Origin of the sequence: Croceitalea rosinachiae (assembly GCF_031846445.1) — a bacterium.
In the GTDB taxonomy this organism is placed as follows: Bacteria; Bacteroidota; Bacteroidia; order Flavobacteriales; family Flavobacteriaceae; genus Croceitalea; species Croceitalea rosinachiae.
In genome coordinates this window covers 1303791-1330733 of sequence record NZ_JAVRHR010000001.1, presented here as the reverse complement: position 1 = coordinate 1330733, position 26943 = coordinate 1303791, and the positions used below count along the sequence as shown (strand labels likewise).

The 26943-nt window shown below is 36.7% G+C and carries 24 protein-coding genes; 11 read left to right on the top strand and 13 right to left on the bottom strand.

Features of this window, described 5'->3' with window-relative positions:
* Window positions 1-119: 119 nt before the first annotated feature.
* From RM706_RS06030 to RM706_RS06020, 3 genes are all read left to right on the top strand, one after another.
* Window positions 120-1667, top strand: a complete 1548-nt coding sequence (locus RM706_RS06030) for an Rne/Rng family ribonuclease (protein WP_311350129.1) — start codon at window positions 120-122, stop codon at window positions 1665-1667.
* 69 nt (window positions 1668-1736) lie between these two features.
* A complete protein-coding gene (locus RM706_RS06025) occupies window positions 1737-2522 on the top strand; it encodes a DUF3667 domain-containing protein (protein ID WP_311350128.1) in 786 nt (261 codons plus the stop codon).
* Window positions 2523-2528: 6 nt separating this feature from the next.
* The gene (locus tag RM706_RS06020; protein ID WP_311350127.1) at window positions 2529-3005 is read left to right on the top strand and encodes a regulatory protein RecX; all 477 of its coding nucleotides are present in this window, start codon (window positions 2529-2531) and stop codon (window positions 3003-3005) included.
* On the opposite strand, the gene RM706_RS06015 is transcribed toward RM706_RS06020, so the two are convergent.
* The 3 genes from RM706_RS06015 to RM706_RS06005 all read right to left on the bottom strand — a co-directional run bounded on the left by RM706_RS06015 (window position 3002) and on the right by RM706_RS06005 (window position 6310).
* Window positions 3002-3913 (bottom strand): cupin-like domain-containing protein, encoded by a 912-nt coding sequence (locus tag RM706_RS06015; protein WP_311350126.1) that lies wholly within the window; start codon window positions 3911-3913, stop codon window positions 3002-3004. The two genes, RM706_RS06020 and RM706_RS06015, sit on opposite strands and share 4 nt — an antisense overlap.
* 70 nt (window positions 3914-3983) lie before the next feature.
* The gene (gene bioB / locus RM706_RS06010; RefSeq protein ID WP_311350125.1) at window positions 3984-5069 is read right to left on the bottom strand and encodes a biotin synthase BioB; all 1086 of its coding nucleotides are present in this window, start codon (window positions 5067-5069) and stop codon (window positions 3984-3986) included.
* 59 nt (window positions 5070-5128) lie between these two features.
* Complete coding sequence (locus tag RM706_RS06005) at window positions 5129-6310, bottom strand: beta-ketoacyl synthase N-terminal-like domain-containing protein (RefSeq protein ID WP_311350124.1); 1182 nt, start codon at window positions 6308-6310, stop codon at window positions 5129-5131.
* Between the two features lie 65 nt (window positions 6311-6375).
* On the opposite strand from RM706_RS06005, the gene RM706_RS06000 reads away from it, so the two are divergent.
* Window positions 6376-6807: a cytochrome c oxidase assembly factor Coa1 family protein gene (locus RM706_RS06000; protein ID WP_311350123.1), complete on the top strand. Its 432-nt coding sequence runs from the start codon at window positions 6376-6378 to the stop codon at window positions 6805-6807.
* Here RM706_RS06000 and bioA read toward each other — a convergent pair.
* Window positions 6804-8087 carry an adenosylmethionine--8-amino-7-oxononanoate transaminase gene (bioA, locus tag RM706_RS05995; RefSeq protein ID WP_311350122.1) on the bottom strand — a complete coding sequence of 428 codons (1284 nt, stop codon included), beginning with the start codon at window positions 8085-8087 and terminating at the stop codon, window positions 6804-6806. The genes RM706_RS06000 and bioA overlap by 4 nt on opposite strands.
* A 59-nt stretch (window positions 8088-8146) precedes the next feature.
* Between bioA and RM706_RS05990 the strand changes: the two genes are divergently transcribed.
* Window positions 8147-9640, top strand: coding sequence for an ArnT family glycosyltransferase (locus RM706_RS05990; RefSeq protein WP_311350121.1), 1494 nt, complete (start codon window positions 8147-8149; stop codon window positions 9638-9640).
* Here the strand turns inward: RM706_RS05990 and bioD are convergent.
* The 3 genes from bioD to RM706_RS05975 are packed head-to-tail and all read right to left on the bottom strand — an operon-like array spanning window position 9626 to window position 11761.
* Entirely contained in the window at window positions 9626-10240 is a 615-nt protein-coding gene (gene bioD, locus RM706_RS05985) for a dethiobiotin synthase (RefSeq protein ID WP_311350120.1), read from the bottom strand. The genes RM706_RS05990 and bioD overlap by 15 nt on opposite strands.
* Before the next feature lie 2 nt (window positions 10241-10242).
* Window positions 10243-10623: a putative signal transducing protein gene (locus tag RM706_RS05980; RefSeq protein WP_311350119.1), complete on the bottom strand. Its 381-nt coding sequence runs from the start codon at window positions 10621-10623 to the stop codon at window positions 10243-10245.
* Complete coding sequence (locus tag RM706_RS05975; protein WP_311350118.1) at window positions 10589-11761, bottom strand: aminotransferase class I/II-fold pyridoxal phosphate-dependent enzyme; 1173 nt, start codon at window positions 11759-11761, stop codon at window positions 10589-10591. The genes RM706_RS05980 and RM706_RS05975 overlap by 35 nt, the downstream gene beginning before the upstream one ends.
* A 38-nt stretch (window positions 11762-11799) precedes the next feature.
* On the opposite strand from RM706_RS05975, the gene RM706_RS05970 reads away from it, so the two are divergent.
* The gene (locus RM706_RS05970) at window positions 11800-12330 is read left to right on the top strand and encodes a GNAT family N-acetyltransferase (RefSeq protein ID WP_311350117.1); all 531 of its coding nucleotides are present in this window, start codon (window positions 11800-11802) and stop codon (window positions 12328-12330) included.
* Window positions 12331-12384: 54 nt separating this feature from the next.
* Here the strand turns inward: RM706_RS05970 and RM706_RS05965 are convergent, their stop codons facing one another.
* The 6 genes from RM706_RS05965 to RM706_RS05940 form a co-directional block, all read right to left on the bottom strand.
* Window positions 12385-12663 carry a F0F1 ATP synthase subunit delta/epsilon gene (locus RM706_RS05965; RefSeq protein ID WP_311350116.1) on the bottom strand — a complete coding sequence of 93 codons (279 nt, stop codon included), beginning with the start codon at window positions 12661-12663 and terminating at the stop codon, window positions 12385-12387.
* A 49-nt stretch (window positions 12664-12712) separates the two neighbouring features.
* Window positions 12713-14221, bottom strand: coding sequence for a F0F1 ATP synthase subunit beta (atpD, locus tag RM706_RS05960; protein WP_311350115.1), 1509 nt, complete (start codon window positions 14219-14221; stop codon window positions 12713-12715).
* A 167-nt stretch (window positions 14222-14388) separates the two neighbouring features.
* The gene (locus RM706_RS05955; protein ID WP_311350114.1) at window positions 14389-17163 is read right to left on the bottom strand and encodes a TonB-dependent receptor; all 2775 of its coding nucleotides are present in this window, start codon (window positions 17161-17163) and stop codon (window positions 14389-14391) included.
* A 207-nt stretch (window positions 17164-17370) separates the two neighbouring features.
* Entirely contained in the window at window positions 17371-19218 is a 1848-nt protein-coding gene (gene glmS, locus RM706_RS05950; protein WP_311350113.1) for a glutamine--fructose-6-phosphate transaminase (isomerizing), read from the bottom strand.
* A 131-nt stretch (window positions 19219-19349) separates the two neighbouring features.
* On the bottom strand, window positions 19350-21233 hold the full coding sequence (locus RM706_RS05945; protein ID WP_311350112.1) for a DUF4270 domain-containing protein: 1884 nt from the start codon (window positions 21231-21233) through the stop codon (window positions 19350-19352).
* 5 nt (window positions 21234-21238) lie between these two features.
* A complete protein-coding gene (locus RM706_RS05940) occupies window positions 21239-22048 on the bottom strand; it encodes a glycogen/starch synthase (protein WP_311350111.1) in 810 nt (269 codons plus the stop codon).
* A 102-nt stretch (window positions 22049-22150) separates the two neighbouring features.
* On the opposite strand from RM706_RS05940, the gene panC reads away from it, so the two are divergent.
* Genes panC through radA form a run of 5 tightly spaced genes read left to right on the top strand, consistent with a single transcriptional unit; the run spans window position 22151 to window position 26916 of the window.
* Window positions 22151-22999, top strand: coding sequence for a pantoate--beta-alanine ligase (panC, locus tag RM706_RS05935; protein WP_311350110.1), 849 nt, complete (start codon window positions 22151-22153; stop codon window positions 22997-22999).
* Window positions 23000-23012: 13 nt separating this feature from the next.
* A complete protein-coding gene (panD, locus tag RM706_RS05930) occupies window positions 23013-23363 on the top strand; it encodes an aspartate 1-decarboxylase (protein WP_311350109.1) in 351 nt (116 codons plus the stop codon).
* A gap of 2 nt (window positions 23364-23365) precedes the next feature.
* Window positions 23366-24331, top strand: a complete 966-nt coding sequence (locus tag RM706_RS05925; protein WP_311350108.1) for a lysylphosphatidylglycerol synthase transmembrane domain-containing protein — start codon at window positions 23366-23368, stop codon at window positions 24329-24331.
* 24 nt (window positions 24332-24355) lie between these two features.
* The gene (locus tag RM706_RS05920; protein WP_311350107.1) at window positions 24356-25498 is read left to right on the top strand and encodes an alpha/beta hydrolase; all 1143 of its coding nucleotides are present in this window, start codon (window positions 24356-24358) and stop codon (window positions 25496-25498) included.
* Between the two features lie 56 nt (window positions 25499-25554).
* Window positions 25555-26916 (top strand): DNA repair protein RadA, encoded by a 1362-nt coding sequence (gene radA / locus RM706_RS05915; protein ID WP_311350106.1) that lies wholly within the window; start codon window positions 25555-25557, stop codon window positions 26914-26916.
* Window positions 26917-26943: the final 27 nt, after the last annotated feature.

The window sequence follows — 26943 nt, the reverse complement described above, 5'->3', positions numbered from 1 at the left end:
ATACGTTCTTTGACATTACGGTTTATAAAAATTAGTACTTGATCGGTCGAGTGACCGAACAATATATATGTTTAATCAATCCGCTTTCTAATTAAAGAAACGGATAAAAATCGAAACAGGTGAATAGAGAATTAATCGTAAGGTCTAGTTCTGAAGCCGTCGATTTTGCCTTATTAAAAGATGGAAAACTTATTGAACTTCACAAAGAAGAGGATAACAATAGCTTTTCGGTAGGGGATATTTTCCTCGCCAAAATCAGAAAACCCGTTACGGGCCTAAATGCAGCCTTCGTAAATGTTGGTTATGAGAAAGATGCTTTTCTGCATTATCATGACCTTGGCCCACAGCTAGCTTCTATGCTAAAGTTCATTAAGCAAGCAAGAACAGGAAAACTCAGAGATTTTTCCTTAAAAGATTTTCCATTTGAAAAAGATATTGATAAGAATGGCTCGATAAACGAAGTTATCAAAGCCAATCAATCGTTATTAGTACAAATAGTAAAAGAACCTATCTCAACCAAAGGACCAAGAATAAGCTCTGAGCTTTCAATAGCTGGACGTTACTTGGTTATGGTACCTTTTTCTGATCGCGTTTCAGTTTCTCAAAAAATTGAAAGCAATGAAGAAAAAAGTAGGCTCAAAAGACTTGTAAAAAGTATAAAACCAAAAGGATTTGGGGTTATAATTCGTACTGTAGCGGAAGGCAAAAAAGTCGCAGAGCTTGACAAAGATCTCCAAAACTTGCTGAATAAATGGACAGCAATGTGCAAGACTTTGCATAAAGCCGAACACCCATCAAAAGTATTGGTAGAGCTCAACAGGGCCTCTTCCATTTTAAGGGATGTTTTCAACGACTCCTTTACCGGAATTCATGTTGATGACGAAGAGCTTTATAACAATATCAAAGACTATGTGCACGAAATAGCTCCACAAAAGGAATCTATTGTGAAGCAATACAATGGTTCTGCCCCTATATTTGAAAAATTCGGAATTGAACGACAAATAAAAACCTCATTCGGCAAAACTGCCACAATGAGCAAGGGCGCTTATCTTGTTATTGAACATACCGAAGCTTTGCATGTAATTGATGTAAATAGTGGTAACCGCTCCAATAAAGCTAAAAATCAAGAAGACACTGCATTAGAAGTAAACATGCTTGCAGCTGCTGAGATTGCCAGGCAATTACGTTTACGTGACATGGGGGGTATTATAGTAATTGACTTTATTGATATGACACGGGGTGATCATCGTCGTAAACTATTTGACCATCTTAGGAATGAGATGAAGGATGATCGAGCGAAACACAAAATCTTACCTCCAAGTAAGTTTGGTTTGGTGCAGATTACCCGACAAAGGGTTCGCCCGGAGATGAATATCAAAACAAGTGAAGAGAACCCCAATGGTTCTGGTGCAGAAGTTGAAGCACCAATAGTTTTACTTGATAAAATCAATTTTGATTTGGAGCGAATCATAAAAGGACCAAATAAGAATAAGAGTATTGTATTGAACATACATCCTTTTATAGCAGCTTATTTGACCAAGGGAGCTCCATCCATTCGTCAAAAATGGTTTTTGGAATATAAAAAATGGGTTAAAATTCAGCCTAGAGATGCCTATACGTATTTAGAATATAGATTCAAAGACAAAGAGGGCAAGACTTTAAAATGATAAAAAGCGACTCCATTACTGGGGTCGCTTTTTTGTTTTATATCCTTTGATATTTTGTACTTTACCAGCATGGAAACCAAGCCTAAGACTTGTAAAAACTGTAATGAGAAGCTTCGAAAAGACGATAGGTATTGCAGCAATTGTGGAGCCAAGATCGTATACAACCGAATTACTTTAAAACGCATACTGTCTGATGCGGCCGAAACCGTATTTGGCTGGGATAATAAGTATTTTTATACCCTTCGTTCTTTGGTACTAAAACCTCATATCGTTCTTGAGGATTATGTTTCTGGAGTGCGAAAAAGGTACGTACATCCTTTTACTTTCTTAATAATAGGGGCGACTTTGACCCTATTAACCTTTACTTTTTTTTTGGACCAATTCATGGGTAATCTAGAAGCATTCAACATACGCTTGGTTGAGCGCTATAACGGAATGGGGGTGAAAGATTTAGACTTAGATCGTGTTGATAAAGTACAGGCAGAAATTCTGAAATATTTTAATATTGTTACTCTACTACTCATTCCCTTGTATTCCATATTTACTTATACCATTTATCGCAAAACCTTTAATTATGCGGAACATCTAGTTTTCAATGCTTTCGTTCAAGGTACCGGTTTCATTTTTGCTATCGTTTTCTTTTATCTAAGCCTAATTACCCACCCCATGGTATATTCCCTTACCACCCTGGCCATTTGGTTTATTCACGCCTATATTTTTGGAAAACTATTCCGGTTAAACGTAGGCATGTCATTTTTAAAGCTGATTCTCTTTAACATCATGTCGGCTGTCTCCTTAATAGTTATAGTTGGCGTTATGGTTCTGATAGGGATTCTAATTGCCTATTTAAAATAATCTCCCATGCATTCAAAAGCCTATTCCATAATAGAAGCCACAAAAAAGTTGGAAAGGTACTGTGCCTATCAAGACCGTTGCCATAAAGAGGTTATAGATAAATTAAAAGGGATGCGAATGATTCCCGAGGCTATAGATCAGATTGTCATCCATTTAATCCAAAAAAACTATTTAAATGAAGAGCGTTTCGCCAAAAGTTTTGCCAGAGGAAAGTTCAATATTAAAAAATGGGGTAAAAATCGCATCATAAATGAATTGAAACTTCGTCAAATCTCAAGGTTCAATATAGCCACCGCACTAAAAGAAATTGACACACAAACTTATGATGACACTTTAGATGTTCTTGCAAAAAAAAGACTAGCTCAACTAACGGAATCCGACATTCAAAAAAAAAGAAAGAAGCTTGCAGATTATTTGTTATACAGGGGCTGGGAAAGTGATTTGGTTTATAGGAAACTCCGAGAACTTATTCCAAATACTTAGACCTCAACCGTCTGCTCATCTGCTAAATTAATATTAGAGCCTTCAAAGCTCAAGTTTCTATTGGTTTTGATAATTGCCCTTTCATTCTTCCAATCAATCCACTTTTGACCTTTAATCCTGCGCATCATATTGTCAAAATAGCGCATGATAATTAAGTTATAAACCGCTTTTCCAAAATTCTTTGGTTTTCTGGCAATTGCCCGTAAACTCATTGAAAAACCAGGAGTAATATATCTCATATGATGCCAATACCCTTCTGGAATATAAATAACATTACCATGTTTCAATTTGGTGCTATAACCTTTAGCAAGTTTTAAAGCTGGCCATTTGTTCAAATCAGGATTTGAAAAATCAATATCTTCTCGTACTATTAATGAATGTGGAATTTTATACAAGTACTTTGTTTCAGACTGCGGAAAGAGAATACATTCTTTTTCTCCTTCAAAATGAAAATGGAAAATATTGGCCAAATCTATATCATAATGCATAAAGGTATGCGAACCTTTACCTCCAAAAAATAACATTGGCAACCCCTTCATTAAACTTAGTCCGAAGTCTGGGTAATTATAATCCTTTTGCAGTTGCGGAATTTCTTTTAAGACATTCCATAAAAAAATCCGAAACTTAGTAGGCTTACTTTTTAGTAAGTCCACGTAATCCGCCATTTTCATTTTGGCATGTGGTTCATTAAAACCTTCATCATGAGCGACAGGGCGATCATCATACAATGGAACTTCCTTGTCGCCTGCAATCTCTTTCATATAATCCAAACTCCATTTTGAATACGCAGGCCAATCTTCAATAAATCGCTCAATTACTACGGGCTTTTGCGGCTTGAAATAATCTCGAATAAACTTTTCTTTAGAAAGCGTTTTAAGGTGTGGTATTTGCTCTAGGTTAAGTCCCAAATTTTAGAAATTTAGAAAATCTAAGGTAGTGAACGAATTGCAAATGGGGAATAAGCAATTAATCCTTTAATTATTTCGCATTTTGTTTTGCCAATTCATTACGCTCTATTTTATGTCCAGGTCGAGACCATTTTGGTTTCTCACCTAATGGCTGATATTGCGAATCTTTGGCTTCTACAGTTGCTGGTTGTGATACTTTTGTAAAAGGTTTTTGCGGATTTAATCCTAATAATTTAAACATCTCCATATCTTCATTCACGTCAGGATTTGGAGTGGTCAATAACTTATCACCAGCAAAAATAGAATTCGCTCCAGCAAAGAAACACATCGCCTGCCCTTCTCTAGTCATTTGGGTTCTACCTGCTGAAAGTCGCACTTGCGTTTCGGGCATCACGATACGGGTTGTGGCAACCATTCGAATCATATCCCAAATTGCAATGGGTTCTATGTCTTCCATGGGAGTTCCCTCTACTGCAACTAAAGCGTTAATAGGAACTGATTCTGGTTGTGGACTCAAAGAAGCCAAGGCCACCAGCATTCCTGCTCTATCTTCAAGTTTCTCACCCATTCCAATAATCCCTCCACTACAGACCGTAACATTGGTCTTACGAACATTTTCAATAGTATCTAATCGATCCTCAAAAGCCCGGGTTGATATCACATCTTTATAGTAATCTTCAGAAGTATCCAGGTTATGGTTGTAAGCATATAATCCAGCTTCAGCCAAACGTTTTGCTTGATTTTCTGTAATCATACCGAGGGTACAGCAGACCTCCATGTCCAATTTATTAATGGTACGGACCATCTCTAAAACTTGATCAAATTCTGGTCCATCTTTCACATTACGCCAAGCAGCACCCATACAAACCCTTGAACTACCAGATGCTTTGGCTCTTAAAGCTTGAGCCTTAACATGCGATACAGTCATTAAATCATTTCCTTCAATATCCGTATGATAACGAGCTGCCTGAGGGCAATAACCACAATCTTCAGGACAACCGCCTGTTTTTATAGAAAGAAGCGTTGAAACCTGAACTGTGTTCGGATCATGATGTTGCCTATGAACAGTTGCTGCATCATAGAGCAACTCCATTAAAGGCCTATTGTAGATATCTAGAATTTCTTGCTTGGTCCAGTTGTGTCTAATCTCACTCATAAATCAAAAATAGGAATTTCAAAATTAGGCTAATTCTTTATCTAAATAAAGGAAACATTCTAATTAGATGACTGAAGCAATATACTTACCGCGTTCCCTCCAAAACCGACCGCATTGACCATTATTTTAGAAATGGTTTTAGGTTTATTTTGACTTTTAACATAAGGAATTGGAATGGTTTTTTGATGTAAGAGCATTAAGATAGCCATTTCAATACTTAGCATTCCTGATGCACCAAAGGTGTGACCTACTTTCCATTTATTTGTCGTCAAAAAAGGAACTTTCTTGTAAAACACCTTTTCAACAGCCTTATATTCAGACAAATCACCTTTAATCGTCCCTGGTGCGTGCATCACTACAACATCAACATTATCAGGTGATTGACCACTCAGTGCCATTGTCATAGAATCTTGAAAACATTTTGCATCTGTTGAGATTGAAACGTTATGTTGTAGTGGTTCAGTAGCGTAACCCAATCCTATAATTTTGGCCAACGAATTAGAACGCCCCCCCCTTTCCAAACATGCTATGGAAGCACCTTCACCTAAGATCATGGTATTTTGGGTTTTTTCCAAATCAAATGCCCGGCAGGGAAAATCATTCTCGACTCCGTAAGAAGTGACCGTTGAAGCGTATATCTTCAAGGCTTTCATTTGGGCAATAGTAAATGGCGTCAACGGGGCCTCACTACCACCAACCAAAAACTTATCTGCCATTCCACTTTGTATCCAGGCGACTCCATTAAGTATTGCATGTAATGCCGTGGAACAGGTAATAGAATGTGAAATATCAGGTCCTTTAGTCTTTAAATCATGCGCCACCCAAGACGAGATGTTACCTAAGGTAGTTGTTGGTGATGTTAAGGTAGCAGTAGAATCATTTTGAAGAAAATCTTGATAGTGTTTTTCAAAAAGTGCTGTTGCTCCTCTTGAAGAACCAATATTGATTCCGAAATTGTCAGTCGCGTCCCATTTTGCATCTTGAATTGCCTTTCTAGCGCTCAAAAGCGCAAATAAAACCGAATCGTCCAAGTTTTTATAGTTACCATCCTCTGCTCTTAGATTTTCAATTTCATTCTTTAGTTTATTGTTTAGTTCTCCAACCCAGACTTTTTGATTTCCTTTTTGAATAAGACTTAAATGATGCCTTGGTTCTAAATAATTGCTCCAAACTTCATCTAACGAATTGCCAAGGGGTGAAATTGAACGTAAAGCAGTTATCGAAATGGGTTCTTTTAGCATTCTTTTTATAATTCAAGCAAAAATAAAAGTTCTTACCTTCATCTAACTATTTTAGATGAGAAACTATGAATAATGAACTCATACCCCAACCCAGTTGGTGGAAAAGAAATTGGAAATGGGTTTTGCCCGTTAGTGGATGTCTAACTTTGATTATTGGAGCCATTGTTATATTTACCTCCATCTATTTTGGTGTTACCAATATGATGGAAGGCTCTCAGCCTTATGAATATGCCCATGAACTCATCAATCAAGATGAAGAACTCTTAAAAATTTTGGGCTCACCGATTGAAAAAGATGGTGTGGTACAAGGGAATATCAATTGGATAAATGGAAATAAAAGTGCGAAGATGACCATTCCCATAGCCGGACCAAATGGTTCTGGAACCTTATATATTGATGCTTCTGGTAGAAATGATGAATGGATATACCATGAAATAAGGGTTGAGGTCAATGAAAAGGAGTATGATTTTTTGGAAGATTCAAATAATCAAGACTAAACCGCCAAAAACTCTAAAATAGAATCGTATATCTTTTTCAACTGCTTATTTGTAATCACATACGGGGGCAGGGTATAAATCGTATTCCCCAATGGGCGAAGGTTTATTCCCCTTTCCATAAAAAATGCATACAGCTCATCACGAAGCTTTCCGTAACGATTGGTCTCTATCATTAAATCGATCGCCAAGACAACCCCTAGCGTTCTGGCGTTTTTCACTTTCGGATGGTTTGTTATTTCAGCGACAAACTTTTGGTGTTCGTTGGCGATATACTCCCTTCGTTCAAGAATTTCTTTAGATTGAAGCAAATCTAATCCCGCTAAGGCCGCAGCACATCCAATCGGGTGGGCACTATAGGTATGTGCATGAAAAAAGCCCTTTGTAATCTGATCACTCAAAAAGGCATCAAACACTTTTTGGGAACAACTGGTAATACTCAATGGAAACATCCCAGCAGTTAGTGCCTTGCTCAAACAAATAATATCAGGCTCATGTTCTAAATGGTCGGAAGCAAAGTTTTTACCTGTTTTGCCAAATCCGGTCATTATCTCATCAGCAACACAAAGAATATTATTCTCCTGACACTTTTGGATTAAAAGGTCAAGACCTTTAGCCGAATGAAATTTCATTCCGGCAGCTCCTTGTATTAATGGCTCAAAAACAAATGCTGCACAAGAATTATTTTCAATAATATGTTCCAGTCGCTCTAGGGTTTCGTCAATAGCATCTTCTTTTGGAATAGGTATTCTTTCTACTTTAAGCAAAAAATCTTCAAAAGGACCATTATAAGATGAAAGTCCTGATGCGCTCATAGCTCCAAAAGTATCACCATGAAAACCATCCTCAAATGCAATTAGAGTATCTCGCTTTTCACCTTGGTTATGGTAATATTGTAAAGTCATTTTAATAGCGGCTTCCACTGCCGTAGAACCATTATCGTTAAAAAAAACCTTAGCTTGATTACTAGGTAATATCTCCATTAACCGTTCTGAGAGTTCAATGGCTGGTTTGTGTGTAAAGCCGCTAAACATAACAAAATCCAACGTTTTCATTTGTTTTAAGATAGCATTCGCAATATAGGGATTGCAATGACCGTACATAGCAGTATACCAAGAGGCTATTCCATCAATGTACTCATCACCATTATCGTCCCACATCAACGCTCCCTCTGCTCTTACAATAGCTAGAGGCGGTGTAGCCGTTTTATGTTGCGTTAAAGGGTGCCACAGGTATTTTTTATCACGGTCTAATAAACTTTCTTTTACTATGGAATCTGTCAAATCCTTCAATTTAGCTACCTTGCAAATATGGTGATAATACCAAAAAAATAGCGATTGCCTTGCTTAAAAAAGTCATTGTACCATTTACCGAGTTTTATCATAATTTTCGAAATTGGCAATTGTTCTTGTTGTTATTTACGATAAGTTTTTTAGTTCGCTTTCCTTTCTTCTTTAGAGATTATGTTGATAGAGATGAGAGTACATTTATACTCATGGCCCAATCTTGGGTAGATGGATATTTGCCTTATATTCAACTCTGGGACCTAAAGCCCCCAGTTACCTTTCTATTTTTTGCAGCAATTATTTACACTTTTGGGAAGAGTTTTTTAGTTATAAGAATTGCAGGGGTTTTCATGGTGACCATAACTTCTTTTGTTACCTACAAAATTGGGTTAAGGTTAGGGTATAAAAAGGTTGCTTTTTGGTCTGCCATTGCACTTATTCCATTACAAAGCCTTTTCGGAAGTCTACAGGGTGTTATGTCTGAGCATATTTCAACGGCATTTTTTATTACTGGGTTGTATTGGATGCTTTATAAAGCAAGAAATCTGAGTTATCTAATTACAGGAATATTTTTTGGTTTGGCACTTATGACAAAACTCAATATGGCCTATGCCGTTCTTTTTCTTTTTCTGATGGAGTTTTGGTATGGCTATAGAAGTGGAAATGTCTTAAAATCAGTTACAAAACTAGCCGTAATTGGGACCTTTATTCTTTTCGTTATCCTGCTGACTGCACTGCCATATTATTTTAAAGGAGAAGATAATATATGGTGGAAATCTGTTTTTGAAGCACCTATGGCTTATTCAAGTGGTCAAAACCACTCTATTATAAAAGTGCTTCCTTTCATAATTATTATTACCGGATTCTTTTTAGTTGCGGTCAAAAAAAAGCTACTTGATTTTACCAATATCAAAATTCAGTTATTGGTTGCAGCCACTCTAGGAATATTGATTTCTTTCTTACAAGCAGGCAAAGTAAATGGGCATTACTTGATTCAACTCTATCCATCATTGGTTTTACTAGTTGGACTGACCTTATATCAACTAAAGTTTTTATGGGGTATCAACTATAAACCATATGTGTTGCTCTTCTGTTTTTTATTGCCCGTGGAAACTTATTTAGAGTTGGGCAATATAATTAGAAATAAGGCAAATAAAGGAAGTTTTTTCAATGGTGAAGGCATAGATGTACCGAACTATTTCAAAGAAAAACAAATCAAAACTAAGCACCTGTTTTTTACGGAATACCATATAGGATATTGGTTATTAGATTCTAAGCCCCCTACTAAAGCGGCCACCCATCCAAGTACCATTTTACGCGATAATCTTTTTCCTTTTATGGATAATCCTAGAAAAACGGCAGCAGATGAACTCCAATTCATTATAGAAGAGCATCAACCAGACTATATCATAACTCGAAAAAATCGCAGGGTTTTTGATAAGAAAAAATATACGGCGAACTTCTATATCAACTTACGACTATTAGAAAATTATACCCCTTTGGATACTATTGATAATGCGGTTATTCACCGGCGTCTAAAAATTGAGTAAAGCTGGTTTAAAAGCAGCCGCATATTTTTTGACAACCGTTTGGTCAAAGTGTACTTCCTCATCAATTCTTCCTAAAAAAGTTGTATTGGTTTTCTTTAAGATGATATTTTCTGTAGTAGGGTGTTCATTTCCACTGAAAATAATTCCAGTTTTATACCCCCTTTCTTTTAAGGCGTTTAAGGTCAATAATGAATGGTTGATGCTTCCTAAATAATGTCGCGAAACCACAATAACTTTATACTCTGGCTGAATTAAATCAAAAATGGTTTCGGTTTCATTTAATGGAACCAAAAGACCACCCGCACCTTCAATGACCAAATGATTATCTGTTTTGGGCTCTTGAATCTTTTTTAAATCGATTTCAATACCTTCTATTTTAGCTGCTGCATGAGGACTCATAGGTGTTTGCAGGGCATAGCTGTTGGGGTGAACCACCGATTTAGAGTTTGAAATTAAACGTTCCACTTTATGACTATCGGAATTTTCTAAATCACCAGCCTGTATGGGCTTCCAGTAATCGGCATGCAATGCTTCGGTCACTATGGCCGAGGCAATTGTCTTGCCTACTTCGGTAGATATTCCTGTGATAAATAACTTCACTCTTAAGCTTTTCTAATAAATTGGCAATTGGTACAACGGTACTTCTTGGGTTCAAAAAAAGGAAAGAGTTTATATAACAAGGTATTTCTCAAATACAAAACTTCAGATTTTTTTGCTTTACAATTTGGGCAAACAATTAAGTTTCCCTCATTATCGGAAGCATAATTACGAACCTCATCAAAAATTTGTTGGGCATGTTCTTTGTCTTCTCGATATACTTGAAGCTTAATTCCCCCAATAGCATTGCTAGCAAATGGTTCTACCCCAACCGTATTGGCATCTTTAAGGGTAACTGTTATTCCCTCAGATTCCAATTTCCCTTTTATAATTTGAACATCAGCTAAAAACTCAAAGCTGCCTAAGGTTACTAAGTCCTTGCCCATGTGTTTCTTTTAAAATTGATAACAATTTATGAATTTCTCCTTCTGTATTAAAGGCATGTAAACAAATCCGGAGACGTTCATTGCCCTCAGCCACTGTTGGTGAAAGTATCGGCCTCACATCAAACCCGTTTTTAATCAAATTTTGGGACAGTTGTTTTGCTCTATCATTGCCTATGACAGTTACTATTTGTATGGCAGAATCACTTGGTAAAACTAGCTTTTCGAGTCTGAATTCCTTTATCAATCTTTTAAAATAAGTAATGTTTGAATGCAATTTACGAACCTTGTTCTTACCTTTTTTTGAAGCTAAATACCTGTATGCAGCTAAAATAGTCATTGCAGAATGTGGTGGCATTGCTGTAGTATAAACAAAGCTGCGAGCAAAATTGATTAGATAGTTCTTCAACTCAATGGTCCCTAAAACTGCTGCTCCATGGTAGCCCATAGCTTTACCGAAAGTTACAATTTGGGCAAAAACTTGATTCTCTATTCCTAAAAAGTTTAATAGTCCCTTTTCAAAAACACCGACAGCGTGGGCTTCATCAACAATTAAATGCACATTTTTTTTAGTACATAAAGCTGCCATAACTTTTAGATCGGGGGAATCTCCATCCATAGAAAAGACCGATTCTGTTACCACATAAATCTCTTCTTGAAAGCCTTTATCGTAAATTCGACCTATTTGAGTGTTAAGATCGAAAACATCATTATGTTTAAACTTGTAGGCCTTAGCATTACTTAATTTGATACCATCTCTAATACTGGCATGCATTAATTCATCATACAAAATAATATCACCACGCTGTGGAACGCAAGAAAAAAATCCAACATTGGCATCATAGCCTGAATTGAAGAGCAACGCCCCTTCTTGATTATAAAAGGTAGCCAAGAAGTTTTCTAATTTTTCATGTAAAAGATGATTACCTGATAATAAGCGTGAGCCAGTAGCGCCATTTTTATGATGGCTTAACTTCAGAATTTCTGATGTAGCCTTTTCAATAGATATCTCATTGGTTAACCCCAAATAATCATTTGATGAAAAATCGACTAGCCTTTGTGTTGCCGGAAGCTTGCGCAGGGTATTTTTATCACTGCGATCTTGAAGTTTTTGTGCTAATTTTTTTGGAAATTTAGCCATCTGTCAAAAGTACGGTCTTTATTTAAAAATCCACATGGATGACTATTTACAAACAAGCTGATTCAATAGACGAGCTAAAGCAGATTCTTGAGCTTCAGCAAAAGAATCTACCAAAAAACCTGTCGCCAATCGAAATGAAGCAAAGTGGTTTTTTAACCGTGGAACACTCATTCGAATTGTTAAAAGAAATGAATGTTATTGCCGCACATACCATTGCCAAAGATGGTGAACAAGTTATCGGTTATGCCCTTTCAATGCATCCAGAGTTTGCCAACCAAATAGAGATCTTAAAACCCATGTTTGAAGAAATACATAAAGTTGTTTCAAAAAATAATAGTTATATGGTCATGGGTCAGATTTGTGTTGCTAAAGCATATCGTGGTCAAGGGGTTTTTAGAAAACTATACACTGCAATGAAAACATTTTTACCTGAAGGGTTTACCAAAATCATTACTGAGGTTGATGCTAAAAATGTAAGGTCGATGAATGCCCATAAAGCAATCGGGTTTACCGAACTAAAACGATATCACAGTAAGGGCAAAGATTGGTCTTTGATTGTTCAGCAATAAAAAAACCGTCGACTACATAAAGCTACCGACGGTTTTATCGCAATTTTTGAGTTTTTAATCTGCTAGCACAATCACTTTATTATCTTTCATTTCAATTGTTCCACTAGAAATGGCTAAAACGGTTTCTCCATTTTGTCCTTTTGAGAACTTATTTTGAAAATCTTCATCAATTGCTATATCACCTTGCACTTTCACATTACCTTCTTGTAGTAAGGAAACAATAGGTGCGTGATTTTCTAACATTTGAAATTCACCATTGATTCCAGGTACAGTAACGGATATTACTTCACCTGAAAATAAAGTTGCTTCAGGAGATACGATTTCTAAATACATATATATACGTTTTAATAGATGCTTCGACTTCGCTCAGCACTTACCTCGACTAAGCTTCGGCAAGCATTTTTTCACCAGCTTCAATAGCTTCTTCTATGGTACCTTTTAAGTTAAAGGCAGATTCAGGCAAGTGATCTAATTCACCATCCATAATCATATTGAAACCTTTGATGGTTTCTTTAATATCAACCAATACCCCAGGAATACCGGTAAACTGTTCCGCTACGTGGAAAGGCTGAGATAAGAAACGTTGTACTCGTCTTGCACGACCAACAGCTAACTTATCTTCTTCAGATAGTTCTTCCATACCAAGAATTGCAATAATATCTTGCAGCTCCTTATAACGTTGCAACAACTCTTTTACACGTTGCGCACATCCGTAATGTTCGTTTCCTAATATATCAGCTGTCAAGATTCGAGAAGTTGAATCTAAAGGGTCCACAGCAGGATAAATACCAAGCTCAGCAATCTTTCTTGAAAGTACAGTAGTTGCATCTAAGTGGGCAAATGTTGTGGCTGGCGCAGGATCTGTTAAATCATCCGCAGGTACGTATACTGCTTGTACAGATGTAATTGAACCTCTTTTTGTTGATGTAATGCGCTCTTGCATTGCACCCATCTCAGTCGCCAATGTTGGTTGGTAACCTACGGCCGACGGCATACGACCTAACAGCGCCGAAACCTCAGAACCTGCTTGAGTAAATCTAAAGATATTGTCAACAAAGAAAAGTACATCTTTTCCTTGACCATCACCTGCTCCGTCACGGAAGTATTCAGCAATCGTCAAACCTGATAACGCCACACGGGCACGAGCTCCAGGTGGTTCATTCATCTGACCAAAAACGAAAGTCGCTTTTGATTCTTTCATTGCCTCTTTATCTACTTTTGATAAATCCCAACCACCTTCTTCCATCGAGTGGGTGAAATCATCACCATATTTTATAATACCTGACTCCAACATCTCACGAAGCAGGTCATTTCCTTCTCTAGTTCGTTCTCCTACGCCAGCAAAAACTGAAAGACCACCATGACCTTTGGCAATATTGTTAATCAATTCTTGAATCAACACCGTTTTACCAACACCAGCTCCACCAAATAATCCAATTTTACCACCTTTAGCGTAAGGTTCAATTAAATCAATTACTTTAATACCAGTAAACAACACCTCTGTAGAAGTGGAAAGGTCTTCAAATTTTGGAGCTTCTCTGTGAATAGGAAGTCCATTTTTACCCTCTTTTGGCAAGTTCTCCATTCCATCAATAGCATCACCAATTACATTAAAAAGACGGCCGTAAACATCTTCGCCTATCGGCATTTGTATTGAACTACCTGTCGCAGTAGCTTCAACACCTCTGCTCAATCCGTCGGTTGAATCCATTGAGATTGTTCTGACTGTATTTTCACCCACATGTGATTGTACTTCAAGAACCAATTTTGAGCCATCTTCTTTGTCAATTTCCAAAGAATCATAGATTTTAGGAATCTCAACACCTGATTCAAATTCAACATCAATAACCGGACCGATGATTTGGGCAACTTTACCTGTAATTTTAGCCATTACTTGCTTATTTCGTTTTATTCGATTTTTTCGTAGGAAAAACGCTCTTTTTTCCGGCTGCAAAGATATGTTATTCGATTCGTAAATTGAAACTTCACGAATCTTTTTTTAAGCATAAAAAAAGGCAGCCTTATCGACTGCCTTATTCAAATTATTTGAGTTAGTCCTCACGGATTAATTGTCCATGAGACATAATATATTGACCCTATCAGACCAGAACCAACAGCTTGAAAGTATTCTTCATTTAAAAGATTTGAACCCCCAACTTTGAATACAGATTTCATACTAGGGACAGAATAGTTGATTTGTGCATCAAATACTGTAAAAGAAGGTACATCACCATCAGCAAATGAGGCCTCCCAAAAGTAAGAATCGCTCCAGCGGTAATTCAAACCAAAACCAAAATTCTTAAATAATTCTGTATTACCAAAAGACGCTTTTACTCTATGTTCAGGAGTATTAAAATTTGTTCTAAAATCTGGAAAAGCCACTTTATCAAAATCTAAATCAGCATAGGTATAATTTACGCCTAAATCAAAGTTTCCAAACACCTTGGTGTCAACCCCTAAAGTTGCACCCCATGAATTAATGTCGACTGTTGAATTGGTATAAGCTTGATAGGGCTGAAAATCTCCATTGGCTATTGCCAATACCGAAAGTGAGTTATCACCCACTTCACCATATAAAGGAACAATTGTTGTCACGTTGGCAATAAAATTTGCGTAACTATTGTAATACCCACTTAAATCAATAGTGAACTTACCCAATTGAGCTCTATAACCCGCCTCATAAGCCGTAATCTCCTCAGGTTGCACTAACCCAGGAGTAGCTGCTTCTAAAACGGTTGGGTCTCCTGTAGCTGAAAAAGCCCCAATCGAATTTAATGAAAATGCATTTTCATATGCTGCTCTGCCGACAACTTGAACAGTCGAGGCGCCTCCAGTAAATGCTTGACCTGGCTGGCTCACTGGAAAGCTTCTGATGTCTCTATCTAAATTAGTAGGTGCTGAACCAACTAAAATAGCTGTTCCTGCATTCAATCCAATAAACAAATCTTGTGTTGTCGGATTTCTAAAACCTTGTTGCACCGAAGCCCTTAAATTATGGTTTCTGTTTTCCCCTAAAGTGACAGATAGTCCTGCTCTTGGAGAAAAGAAACCATCAAAAAATTCATTTTTATCATAACGGCCAGAAAGTGTTAGCTTCAAACGGTCATCCAATACCTTCTTTTGAAACTGCATATAGGCGCCATATTCTTGATAGGTTATCGGTCCGTCTGTGTCTGTAAAAATTGTACCTTGAGAATTTAGTTCGTATTCTCTCCAAGACCCACCAACTTGAATATCAGCCCAATCATTAATTAAATGTGCTAAATTATAATTACCATTTGCATGACGAAACTTGGTATTGTCAATAAACCTAGATCCAGTGAGTAAATCACCATCGCTAGTGACCGCATTGAAAGCATTTTGAAATTCTGGTGTGCCAGGCTCAAAACGACCTGTATCCGCGGCAGCCCTTGCCGCAGCATGGGCCTGTTCATCAGTTGCCAATACACCTGAACCTACACCTAATTTGGCACCAATATAGGTAGCTGCGTAATCTCCAAACCAGTCTAAATCAGATTTCCATCTTCTATTTATATTAATACCTGTAAACCTTGTATCATATGCATCTCCCGAGTTTTCAGAGACAATATAGCCTCTGACAAAAAAATTATCATTCTTCAATTCTAATTTATGCTGTTGCATTGAAAAACCCTGAACAGCATATCTATTAATACCTTGATAGATAGTTGTTCCTCTGCCTATACGACCATTATAGATCAACTCCAGATCATCACCAAAAGGACGATAATGCAGTGCAAAGTCCGTTTTAACACTTTCTGCATTGTAATTAGTCAAATCTCGTTCATTATATCCTGTTCTTGATACGTTAGCAGAACCTAATGTACCAGAAGGTAGCCCCCCTAATGCATCAAAGTTTAATGGTATGGTAAAGTCGTCACCATAAATATTTAAACCATCATAAGCCGGATCAGAACGATCAGCACCTGGCCTTGCCAAATCGTCCGTCCTATTAGCATGCCAGTCTTCTCCTTTTAAGAATGAAAAAGTCGCTTTTGCCGCAAATTTATCACTAAAAGCATGAGCAGCGCGTATACCAAAATCGTAATAATTGTTATCACCGGCCGCTTCCTGAGAAGTAAGCCCTGTTTTCGCATAAGCACTAATACCTTGAAAGTCAAATGGGTTTTTACTACGCATAAAAAGAATACCATTAAACGCACCTGCACCATATAGTGCTGAAGAAGCACCAGGCAATATTTCAACGCTCTGTACATCCAGTTCAGACATCCCAACTAAATTACCTAGAACGAAATTCAGCCCAGGTGCGGTATTATCCATTCCATCAACCAATTGTAGGAAACGAACATTCGCGAACGTTGCAAAACCTCTAGTGTTAATAGATTGAAAGGTTAAACTGTTCGTATTTATGTCAACACCCTTTAAATTTTGGAGTCCACCATAAAATGATTCCGCAGTGGTATTTCTAATTTCTTTTAATCCAAAACGTTCTACGGATACAGGAGATTCAAAAATACGTTCCGGGGTTCTTGATGCAGAAATTACAATTTCGTCAAGTGCAGTAGAAATTTCATTCAATGTAACAGATAAAGATTGGTTATTTTCAGTTACGGTAACAGTTGCACTAGAGTACCCAAGACTAGTAATCTTTAATTGAAAAGGTGGCGTTTTTGATGTTGTTAGTGTAAAGTTACCATCAAAGTCTGCAACCGCACCCTCTGCAACTCCGACCACTACTATATTCGCACTCGGAACGGGATTTCCATTTTCATCAACTACCTTTCCTGTGATAGTTGTTTGGGCAATGGAGGAAACCCCAAACATTAGAAAAAATGCCAAAATTAAATTTTTCATTAGACTTGAATTTGTGTTAAGTTAGTTTTAAATCAGCGTTAAGGAATTCGAGCGGAATATACATTTTTTTGGGATTAAATCCATGAAATGAAAAAGAAATTATGCATGCATAGTACTTTTTCTTTAAAAAACTAGGGTTGAAACTAAGAATTTAACAAAAAAACCACCATAAATGGTGGTTTTTTGAAAAAATTTATAGGGAGTTAGTTACTCTACAGTAACTGATTTTGCCAAATTTCTTGGTTGATCTACATTACAACCTCGCATTAAAGCAATATGGTATGAAAGTAATTGTAACGGAATTGTGGTCAACAACGGGGTAAGAGCTTCAGATGTCTCTGGAACTTCAACCACATGATCAGCGATTTCTTTTACCGTTTGATCACCCTCGGTGACAATAGCAATAATCTTACCGCTCCTTGATTTAATCTCCTGGACATTACTAACTACTTTTTCATAATGACCTTTCCTAGTGGCTATAACAACTACAGGCATTTCTTCATCAATTAATGCAATAGGACCATGCTTCATTTCTGCAGCTGGATACCCTTCTGCATGAATGTAACTAATCTCTTTAAGCTTTAAAGCTCCTTCAAGGGCCACTGGAAAATTATACCCTCTACCTAAATATAGGCAATTGGAAGAATCCTTGTATACATTAGCTATTTCTTCTACTAGCTCATTTGATTGTAACGCTTTCTCAACTTTCTCAGGAATTCCCTCTAATTCAATTAAGAACTCATGAAACTTAGATTCAGAAAACACTCCTTTTTCTTTGGCAAGTTTTAAGGCAATCATTGTCAATACAGTAATCTGCGTGGTGAAGGCCTTAGTAGAGGCAACACCTATTTCTGGTCCGGCATGGGTATATGCTCCTGCGTGTGTTTCACGAGCGATAGATGAACCCACCACATTACATACCCCAAAAACAAAGGCTCCTTTTTCTTTGGCCATTTTTATTGCTGCCAAAGTATCAGCTGTCTCACCAGATTGTGAAATAGCTATTAAAACATCTCCATCAGTAATTACTGGGTTTCTATATCTAAACTCAGAAGCGTACTCAACCTCTACCGGTATTCTTGCTAAATCTTCAAAAATATATTCAGCAACAAGACCAGCATGCCATGAAGTACCGCAGGCAACAATAATAATACGGTTCGCATTCAAAAACTTTTCTAAGTTCTGATCAATACCAGCCATTCTAATAATACCTTTATCTGCCAATAAGCGACCTCGATAGGTATCTAATATTGCTCTTGGTTGCTCATAAATTTCTTTGAGCATAAAATGGTCATACCCTCCTTTTTCAATTTCCTCTAAATTCAATTGAAGTTCAAGGATATTAGGGTAAGCAATTGCATCATCCTTTATTTTACGGAGTTTGATTTCTTTACCTATTCGAATAACTGCCATTTCTTCATCTTCAAGGTAAACAGCATTATTTGTATACTCGATAAAAGGGGATGCATCTGAAGCAATGAAATATTCATTTTCGCCAATACCTATTGCCAAAGGACTTCCAAGCTTAGCCACTACGATTTCATCAGGTTTATTTTTATCAAATACTGCTATGGCATATGCGCCAACAACTTGGTTAAGTGCTATTTGAACTGCTTGCCCTAATTTCACTCCTTCCTTTCTCTTTACTTCTTCAATCAAGTTTACCAAAACTTCGGTATCCGTATCTGATTCAAAAGTGTAACCTCTTTTAATCAGTGCTTTTTTAATGGATTCATAGTTCTCGATAATTCCATTATGGATGATTACCAAATCACCAGAGTTTGAATAATGGGGATGTGAATTTACATCATTAGGGACACCGTGCGTAGCCCATCTAGTATGGCCTAAGCCAAGTTTGCCATTCGTAGAAATAGAATCTTTGATTCTAGACCTTAAATCTTCTACTTTACCTTTAGTTTTAGAAAGTTGCATACTTTCACCATTGAAAAGTACAATGCCGGCACTATCATAGCCACGATATTCGAGTCGCTGAAGACCCTTAATTATTATAGGATAAGCATCTCTATGCCCAATATACCCAACTATACCACACATGCTTTAGTTATTTAAGGTTGTAATCGACTAATTTAAAAAGTCAAAAATACTATTTGGAGTTTAAATCAAATCAAATTCTAGATGATATAACGAAAAAAACATATAAGTGGTATGGCGAATAGAGCTAACGCCTAATTTGTCTCAGTATAAAAAATTTCAAGTTTCAATTTTTTATCTTCATTTCCGCTTTCTAAATCACTTCCAAACAATACTGTTCCTAGAGGATTGATATTTGACATTACCGGTATATCTGGGTTGTTACCGTCAGTAGTTTCTGCTTCTAAGGCGCCTGTAATACTTATGTCAGAAGTAAGTACTAAACCCAGCGTGGCATTTTCGGCATCTCTTAATATAATATCGTTAATATACTCAGTAATTCTAACCGTGTATTTAATACCATTATCATTATCATCTTTCTCTAGAATACCATCATAGTTTAAAAACAAACCTAGTGTTGATTGTGATGTTGACACCTCATTAGTAAGGTCATACAATGGATCAAGAGTCTCCATATTATATAGATATAACCTTGGCGGCTCGGTGGCGTTTGATTCATTTGCGAAAAGCGAGCTATCAACATAAAAAACCAGATTAGCTTCGTTAATTATCCAATTATTGGCCCTGATTTGATTTATAATTTCCCTCCCATTATCTAACTCGAATAAATTAATTTCTGCATATGATCCCGACCCACCTTTTAAATATATTCTTGAAGCATTTTCTCCATTATCTAAGCCTGCGGTAATTTCAGAATCGAAAGTTTCATCAATAAAGGTATTTACGGCGTTGCCATTGGTTACGTTGTTAGCGTTTTGCAAAAAGTTAAGCGTAAAATCTCGTTCTACCTTTTCAATACCTCCCGAACTAGTGTCCTCATCATTGGTTACAAAATCGTCAAACTCATAGGTAACCGTAACATTCGCTTGAGATAAATCAAATAAGATCATTAAATCTTGCCCTGCGGTAGGGGTTAAAGTAAAATGTAATCCTCTTATAAAATCACTAAAGTTTACTTGACTCAATAATTCGACTTCCCCTTCTTTGTCTAAAATGTTCTCTTGAAAAAATTGAGGGTCTAGTCTTATCCTAACTCCAGGATTTAAGCGACTTTCAACAACTTCAGACTCATCGGTATCTTCAGTTTCAGGGTCGTCATCTTGAAAAGTTAGATATTCCAGGTTACTAATGGTCACCAAGGTATCTGCCAAAACCTCTTCAACAAAATTTGGAGAGAACTGCTGGGTCGAATAATATTCTTGGGCTTCTTGAAAATTAGAATTTGGATCTAAATCTCTTAAAAAAAATGTTGATCTTTCAACTTTTAAATCAAACATTGATCCTATAATATTTTCTTCAAGAATAGAATTAGAGAATATACTGTCTAAAGCAACATTAACTGGAAAACTGTTAATAGCGGTACTCTCGTCTTCAGCATCGCCAATGCCATCGCCATCAGTATCCGGGTCAAATGGATCTGTCCCTAGTATTCTCTCTTCATTATCGGTCAATCCATCACCATCTTCATCAGTATCAGGGTCTTCAGGGTCATCATCAAATTCATCTTGAACTCCATCGCCATCTCGATCCCTGTTTGTAGAAGGAACTTGCTGGTATGGCAAATAAAGAATTACTTCTTTAACAGTTTCATTTTCCCTTATGGTATTATCATCGTCATCACTGTCAGCCGTATCTTCTGCAACTTGAGAAATGTTTCCAAATGTGGGGTCCCCTTGTAAGTTTGGCAACGTAAGTTGGGCAGTTATTTGTGCTTCACGTCTGCCATAAATTGGATCATTGTATATTCCAAGTTGGTACAGGGGAAGTCTATTGGTTTGAACAGCGTTTATTCGTTTATTGAATGCAAAAACATCAAATTCAGCCTTATCTGTATTAAAAGGCTCTCCTGCAATTACTCCATCTCCAATCGTATCAAGCTCCTCTTCGCATGAAACTAGAAAGGTTACCAAAACAAATATTCCAGCCAAAGCCGAAATTATACTTTTGTAAATACCCATTAGGTCTATTTTAATACTTGTGTATTGTAGAAATTAGAGTAAGCCTCCTCTGCCTCTTGAAATGTAACATAGGGTAAAACTGGCTTATCCAAGTTGGAAATATGTTCTGTTAAATCTTCAGAAATTTCTTCCGAGGCTAAAATAATTGCATCAGAATAATCTACCGCTACCTTTAACAAATTATTATAGTCGGGAGTATTTAATGAGGTTATTTTGCTGCCTTCAATACCATCAAAAGCAACTTTATCTTGCATTTTTGAATCTAATTCGCCATCAAACCCCTTATCGTACACTGAAGTAACTATTTTACTATCTGCAAAAATTGGCTCGTCAGCATAGTATTCTCTCAGGTATAAAGGAAGCAAAGAGGCCATCCAACCATGGACATGGATAATATCAGGGGACCAATTCAATTTTTTCACAGTTTCAACAACACCTTTGGCAAAGAAAATGGCGCGTTCATCGTTGTCTTGAAATAAATTCCCGTCTTTGTCGACAAAAGTCCCTTTTCTTTTAAAATACTCCTCATTATCAATAAAATAAACTTGTATCCTTTCTCTTGGGATAGAAGCAACCTTAATGATTAAAGGCATATCCATATCATTGATGACTAGATTCATGCCCGATAAACGAATTACCTCGTGCAGTTGATGCCTACGCTCGTTGATGTTTCCATAACGTGGCATGAAAATCCGTATTTGACCACCATTGCTGTTGACCATTCTTGGAGCTTCGTATGACATTAAGGAGACTTGATTCTCAGGGAGGTAAGGCACTAATTCAGAAGATACAAATAATATCTTTTTACCATTCATAAACGTAACTTTTGTTTATCAGAAAAAACGTAGCTGCAAAAATACAAAATTTATGTAGATTACCAGTATTTATGGTATTTTTGCACGCTTTTAACGCATTATATGCAAGTATCTAAGTTCAAAAAAGACCTCAATGCCCTTTTACAAAGTGAGCAGTACAGAAAAAGTACTGTCGGCTTTGTACCAACGATGGGCGCGTTGCACAGCGGTCATATTTCTTTGGTGAGGCAGGCATTTAATGAAAATGAGGTGGTGGTAGTTAGCATTTTTGTTAACCCGACGCAATTTGATAATCAAGATGATCTTAATAAATATCCCAGTTCGCTTGAAAACGATCTACAGCTTCTTGAAAGTGTTTCAAAAGACATTATTGTTTTCACACCAACTAAAGACGACATATATGATGGTAAAGTAAAATCTGAATCTTACAATTTTAATGGCCTTGAAAAAGTCATGGAAGGCGAGTTCAGAGCGGGACACTTTGATGGGGTAGCTACGATAGTGGAGTTGTTGCTTGCATCGGTCAATCCTGATAAGGCTTATTTTGGCGAAAAAGATTTTCAACAGTTGCAAATCATCAAAAAGTTGGTTGAACTTAAAAAGTTACCTTACGAAATTATAGGATGCCCCATTGAACGGGAACCTACTGGTTTGGCCAGAAGTTCACGTAATGAACGCTTATCTGAATCGACTAGGGATAAAAGTGGTTTTATTTTCGAAACCTTAAAAACTGCCAAAGAAAAATTTGGCACGGAAAGTGCTAAAGTAATAAAGGATTGGGTTGCCAATGAATTCTCGATGAACTCACTTTTTAAGTTAGAATATTTTGAGATTGCTGATATTGACACCTTAACTCCGATTTTAAAGAAACAAAAGAACAGAAAATATCGGGCTTTTATTGCCGTTTATGTCGAAGAGGTTCGCTTAATAGATAATATCGCCATTAATTAAGTAATTTTGCCCCATGCAAATAGAAGTTGTAAAATCAAAAATTCATCGTGTTAAAGTAACTGGTGCCGACTTAAATTATATTGGTAGCATTACTATTGATGAAGATTTGATGGATGCCGCCAACATTATTCGTGGCGAAAAAGTACAGATTGTAAACAACAACAACGGTGAGCGTCTTGAAACCTATGCTATTCCTGGTCCAAGAAATTCAGGTGAACTTACCCTAAATGGTGCTGCTGCTAGAAAAGTAGCTGTAGGCGATGTCCTTATTTTAATCACATACGCCAGAATGGATGTTGAAGAAGCAAAGAAATTCAATCCTGCCTTGGTATTCCCTAATGAGATGACCAATTTATTGAACTGACTTTGGCTTCTCCAATCAAGAAATTTCTCAAAATAGCCGTTCCCATATCATTGGGCATATTTCTGGTTTGGTATTCTTATAACTCCACTACTCCTGAAGACCGAAAACTTATTATTGAAAACATCTCAAATGCTAATCCTCTTTGGGTAAGCCTTTCAGTAATAATTGGTATTTTAAGTCATGTCTCAAGGGCTATTCGATGGAATTTCTTATTAAACCCATTAGGTTACCGCCCAAAATTTAGTAATAACATTTTAATTATTTTAATATCCTATTTTGCAAATTTAGGCATACCACGTTCGGGTGAATTTTTACGCGCAACAGCGCTTACCACCTATGAAAACGTGCCTTTTGAAAAAGGCTTTGGAACTATAGTAACAGAAAGGGTAATTGATTTAATTATGCTACTGCTCATTATTGCTATTGCTTTGGTATTGCAAACGAATATTATCCTTGATTTTCTGAATAATAATGGTGTCAATCTATTCGGTTCGGCATTAATACTCGCAATTGGTATTTTAGGGCTTATCGGTTTTGTTTACGTTATAAGAAAGTCAACATCAGGCTTTGCTCTAAAGCTCAAAAAATTTTTAAATGGTATGCTCGAGGGGGTTTCAAGTATTCTTAAAATGAAAAAAAAATGGCTTTTTATTTTTCATACCCTTCTGATATGGGGCTGTTACATTGCCATGTTCTGGGTTATTAAATATACCGTTACCGAAACCATTGATTTATCTTTTTCTCAATTATTGGTCGCATTTATAGCAGGAGCCTTCGCTATGTCTACAACCAATGGAGGAATCGGTGCATACCCAATAGCTGTGGCCGCTACCTTAACGCTATTTGATATTTCTGAAGTATCTGGAAAAGCTTTTGGATGGATAATGTGGATTTCACAGACTTTAATGATAGTCATTTTTGGGGCAATATCTTTTGTGCTCTTACCGTTATTGAACAGAAATCGATAATACTGATTATCAAAAGAGTACCCCATGACCAAAAAACTGATTGCCTTTTTGACATTGCTCTCCTTTGGAGTAAATGCGCAAGTAAAACAAGAGATTTTCGAATCATTCAGACTTCAAGAAAGAAGAGATGTTTCGTATTATTTTCCTGAAGATTATACTGATGACAAAAAATATCCACTAATTGTAGTTTTAGACGCTGAATATCTTTTTGATAATGTGGTCGCCAATGCAAAATTTTATAGTACTCATAACAGAATGCCTGAAGCTATTATTGTTGGAGTGCATCAAAGCAAGAATGATTTACGCTGGGAGGATTGTGACTTTGAACAAACTACAGGGTTGCCAACAGAAAAAGGAAAGTTATTTTATGAATTTTTGGGCACAGAACTAATTCCATATTTAGAGACTAGCTATAACATAGCCCCTTTTAAAATGTTTATAGGCTATGATATTACAGCAAATTTTGGTAATTACTTTTTATTTAAAGATAGGTCATTGTTCAACGCCTATTTAACTATTTCTCCCGTTTTAGCGACTGAAATGGATAGTAGAATACCAGCAAGGCTATCTGCCCTTAATCAAGAGATTTTTTACAATTTGGTTTTAGAAAAAGATCCGACAGATGACCGTCAAAAAATTCTTCAAATGAACACAGCTATTAGTTCAATTCAGAAGGAGAACTTGCATTATTTCTTTGATCAATATGATGAACCCGACCATATTTCAATTGCCGCTTATGGAATAAGCAAAGCTTTTGATAACATATTCAAACTATTCAGGCCCATTAGTCCAAAGGAATATAAAGAACATATTTTGGCCTCTAATGAGCCCGTTATCGACTATCTTGATTCTAAATATGGGATGATTGAAGAGTTATTAGGTTTTGAAAAAGAGGTAGAACTCAATGATATTATGGCCATTTATGCCGCATGTCTGAAAAAAGAAGACTATGAGAGTCTTAAACCCTTATCAGATATTTGCAAAAAACAATTCCCTGAAACTATGATGGGTTTTTATTTTGAAGGAGAGTACCTTGAATTAGTCGGTGAGCCTAAAAAAGCTTTTAAAACTTTTGAAAAAGCCTTTCAAATGAACGAGATTGACTTTTTGACCAAAGATATGGCTCTTGATAAAATGGATGCTCTTAAAACTGACTTTGGATTTTAATATATTCACTTTTTAAACTTTACACTTATCTTTAGCCAAACTCCACTATAGGTTAAATGGCTAAGACAAAAACGGCTTACTTCTGTCAGAATTGTGGCACTCAATATGCTAAATGGGTTGGGCAGTGTGGTTCATGTAAAGAATGGAATACTGTTGTAGAAGAAGTAGTTCAAAAAGAAGATAAAAAGAGTTGGAAAACAAGCTCATCTACACTTCAAAAAACATCTAGACCTTTGTTGGTTAAGGATATCGCAAATGACAAGGAAATCAGACTTAATGCCCTTGATCAAGAATTTAATCGCGTTTTGGGTGGCGGATTAGTGCCTGGGTCATTAACCTTATTGGGCGGCGAACCCGGAATTGGGAAAAGTACTTTATTACTTCAGATTGCTTTAAAACTGCAGTACAAAACACTTTATGTTTCTGGTGAAGAAAGTCAAAAACAAATTAAAATGCGGGCAGACCGTATTCACCCTAATTCAGATAATTGTTTCATTCTTACCGAGACAAAGACGCAAAACATATTTCAGCAAATTGTTGCCCTAGAACCTGACTTGGTAATCATTGATTCCATTCAAACGTTACATTCTGATTTTATCGAATCTGCTGCGGGCAGTATTTCGCAGATACGAGAATGTACTGCAGAGCTTATCAAATTTGCCAAAGAAAGTAATACTCCCGTTATTTTAGTAGGTCATATCACTAAAGACGGTACTATTGCTGGTCCAAAAATTTTGGAACACATGGTTGATACCGTCCTTCAGTTTGAAGGTGACCGAAATTATGTCTACCGTATCCTTCGATCATTAAAAAACAGGTTTGGTTCTACGGCCGAGCTGGGTATTTATGAAATGCAAGGCAGTGGGCTTCGAGAAGTTAATAACCCTTCTGAAGTTCTAATATCAAAAAATGATCAAGATTTAAGTGGTACCGCAATTGCTGCAACCGTTGAAGGTATGCGACCACTGCTCATAGAAATTCAAGCCTTGGTCAGCACAGCGGTATATGGTACTCCCCAACGCTCTGCAACTGGGTTCAATGCAAAACGTTTGAATATGCTTTTGGCAGTGCTGGAAAAACGAGCAGGGTTTAAACTGGCTGCAAAAGATGTTTTTATCAATATTACTGGAGGAATCTCTATTGAAGATCCTGCTACTGATTTAGCGGTAATAGCAGCGATTCTATCAAGCAACAGTGATATTGCTGTTGAAAAAGGGCTATGTTTTGCTGCTGAGGTTGGTCTTGCAGGAGAAATTAGACCTGTGCAGCGTATTGATCAACGGATTCTGGAAGCAGAAAAACTAGGTTTTCAAACCATTTACGTTTCGAAAAACAATAAGATTGGGTTGAAGAAAACAAAAATTCAAGTCAAGCTAGCTTCAAAAATTGAACAGCTAGTGATAGAATTGTTTGCCTAAAAAAGTTCTTATATTTAAGAGTACTAA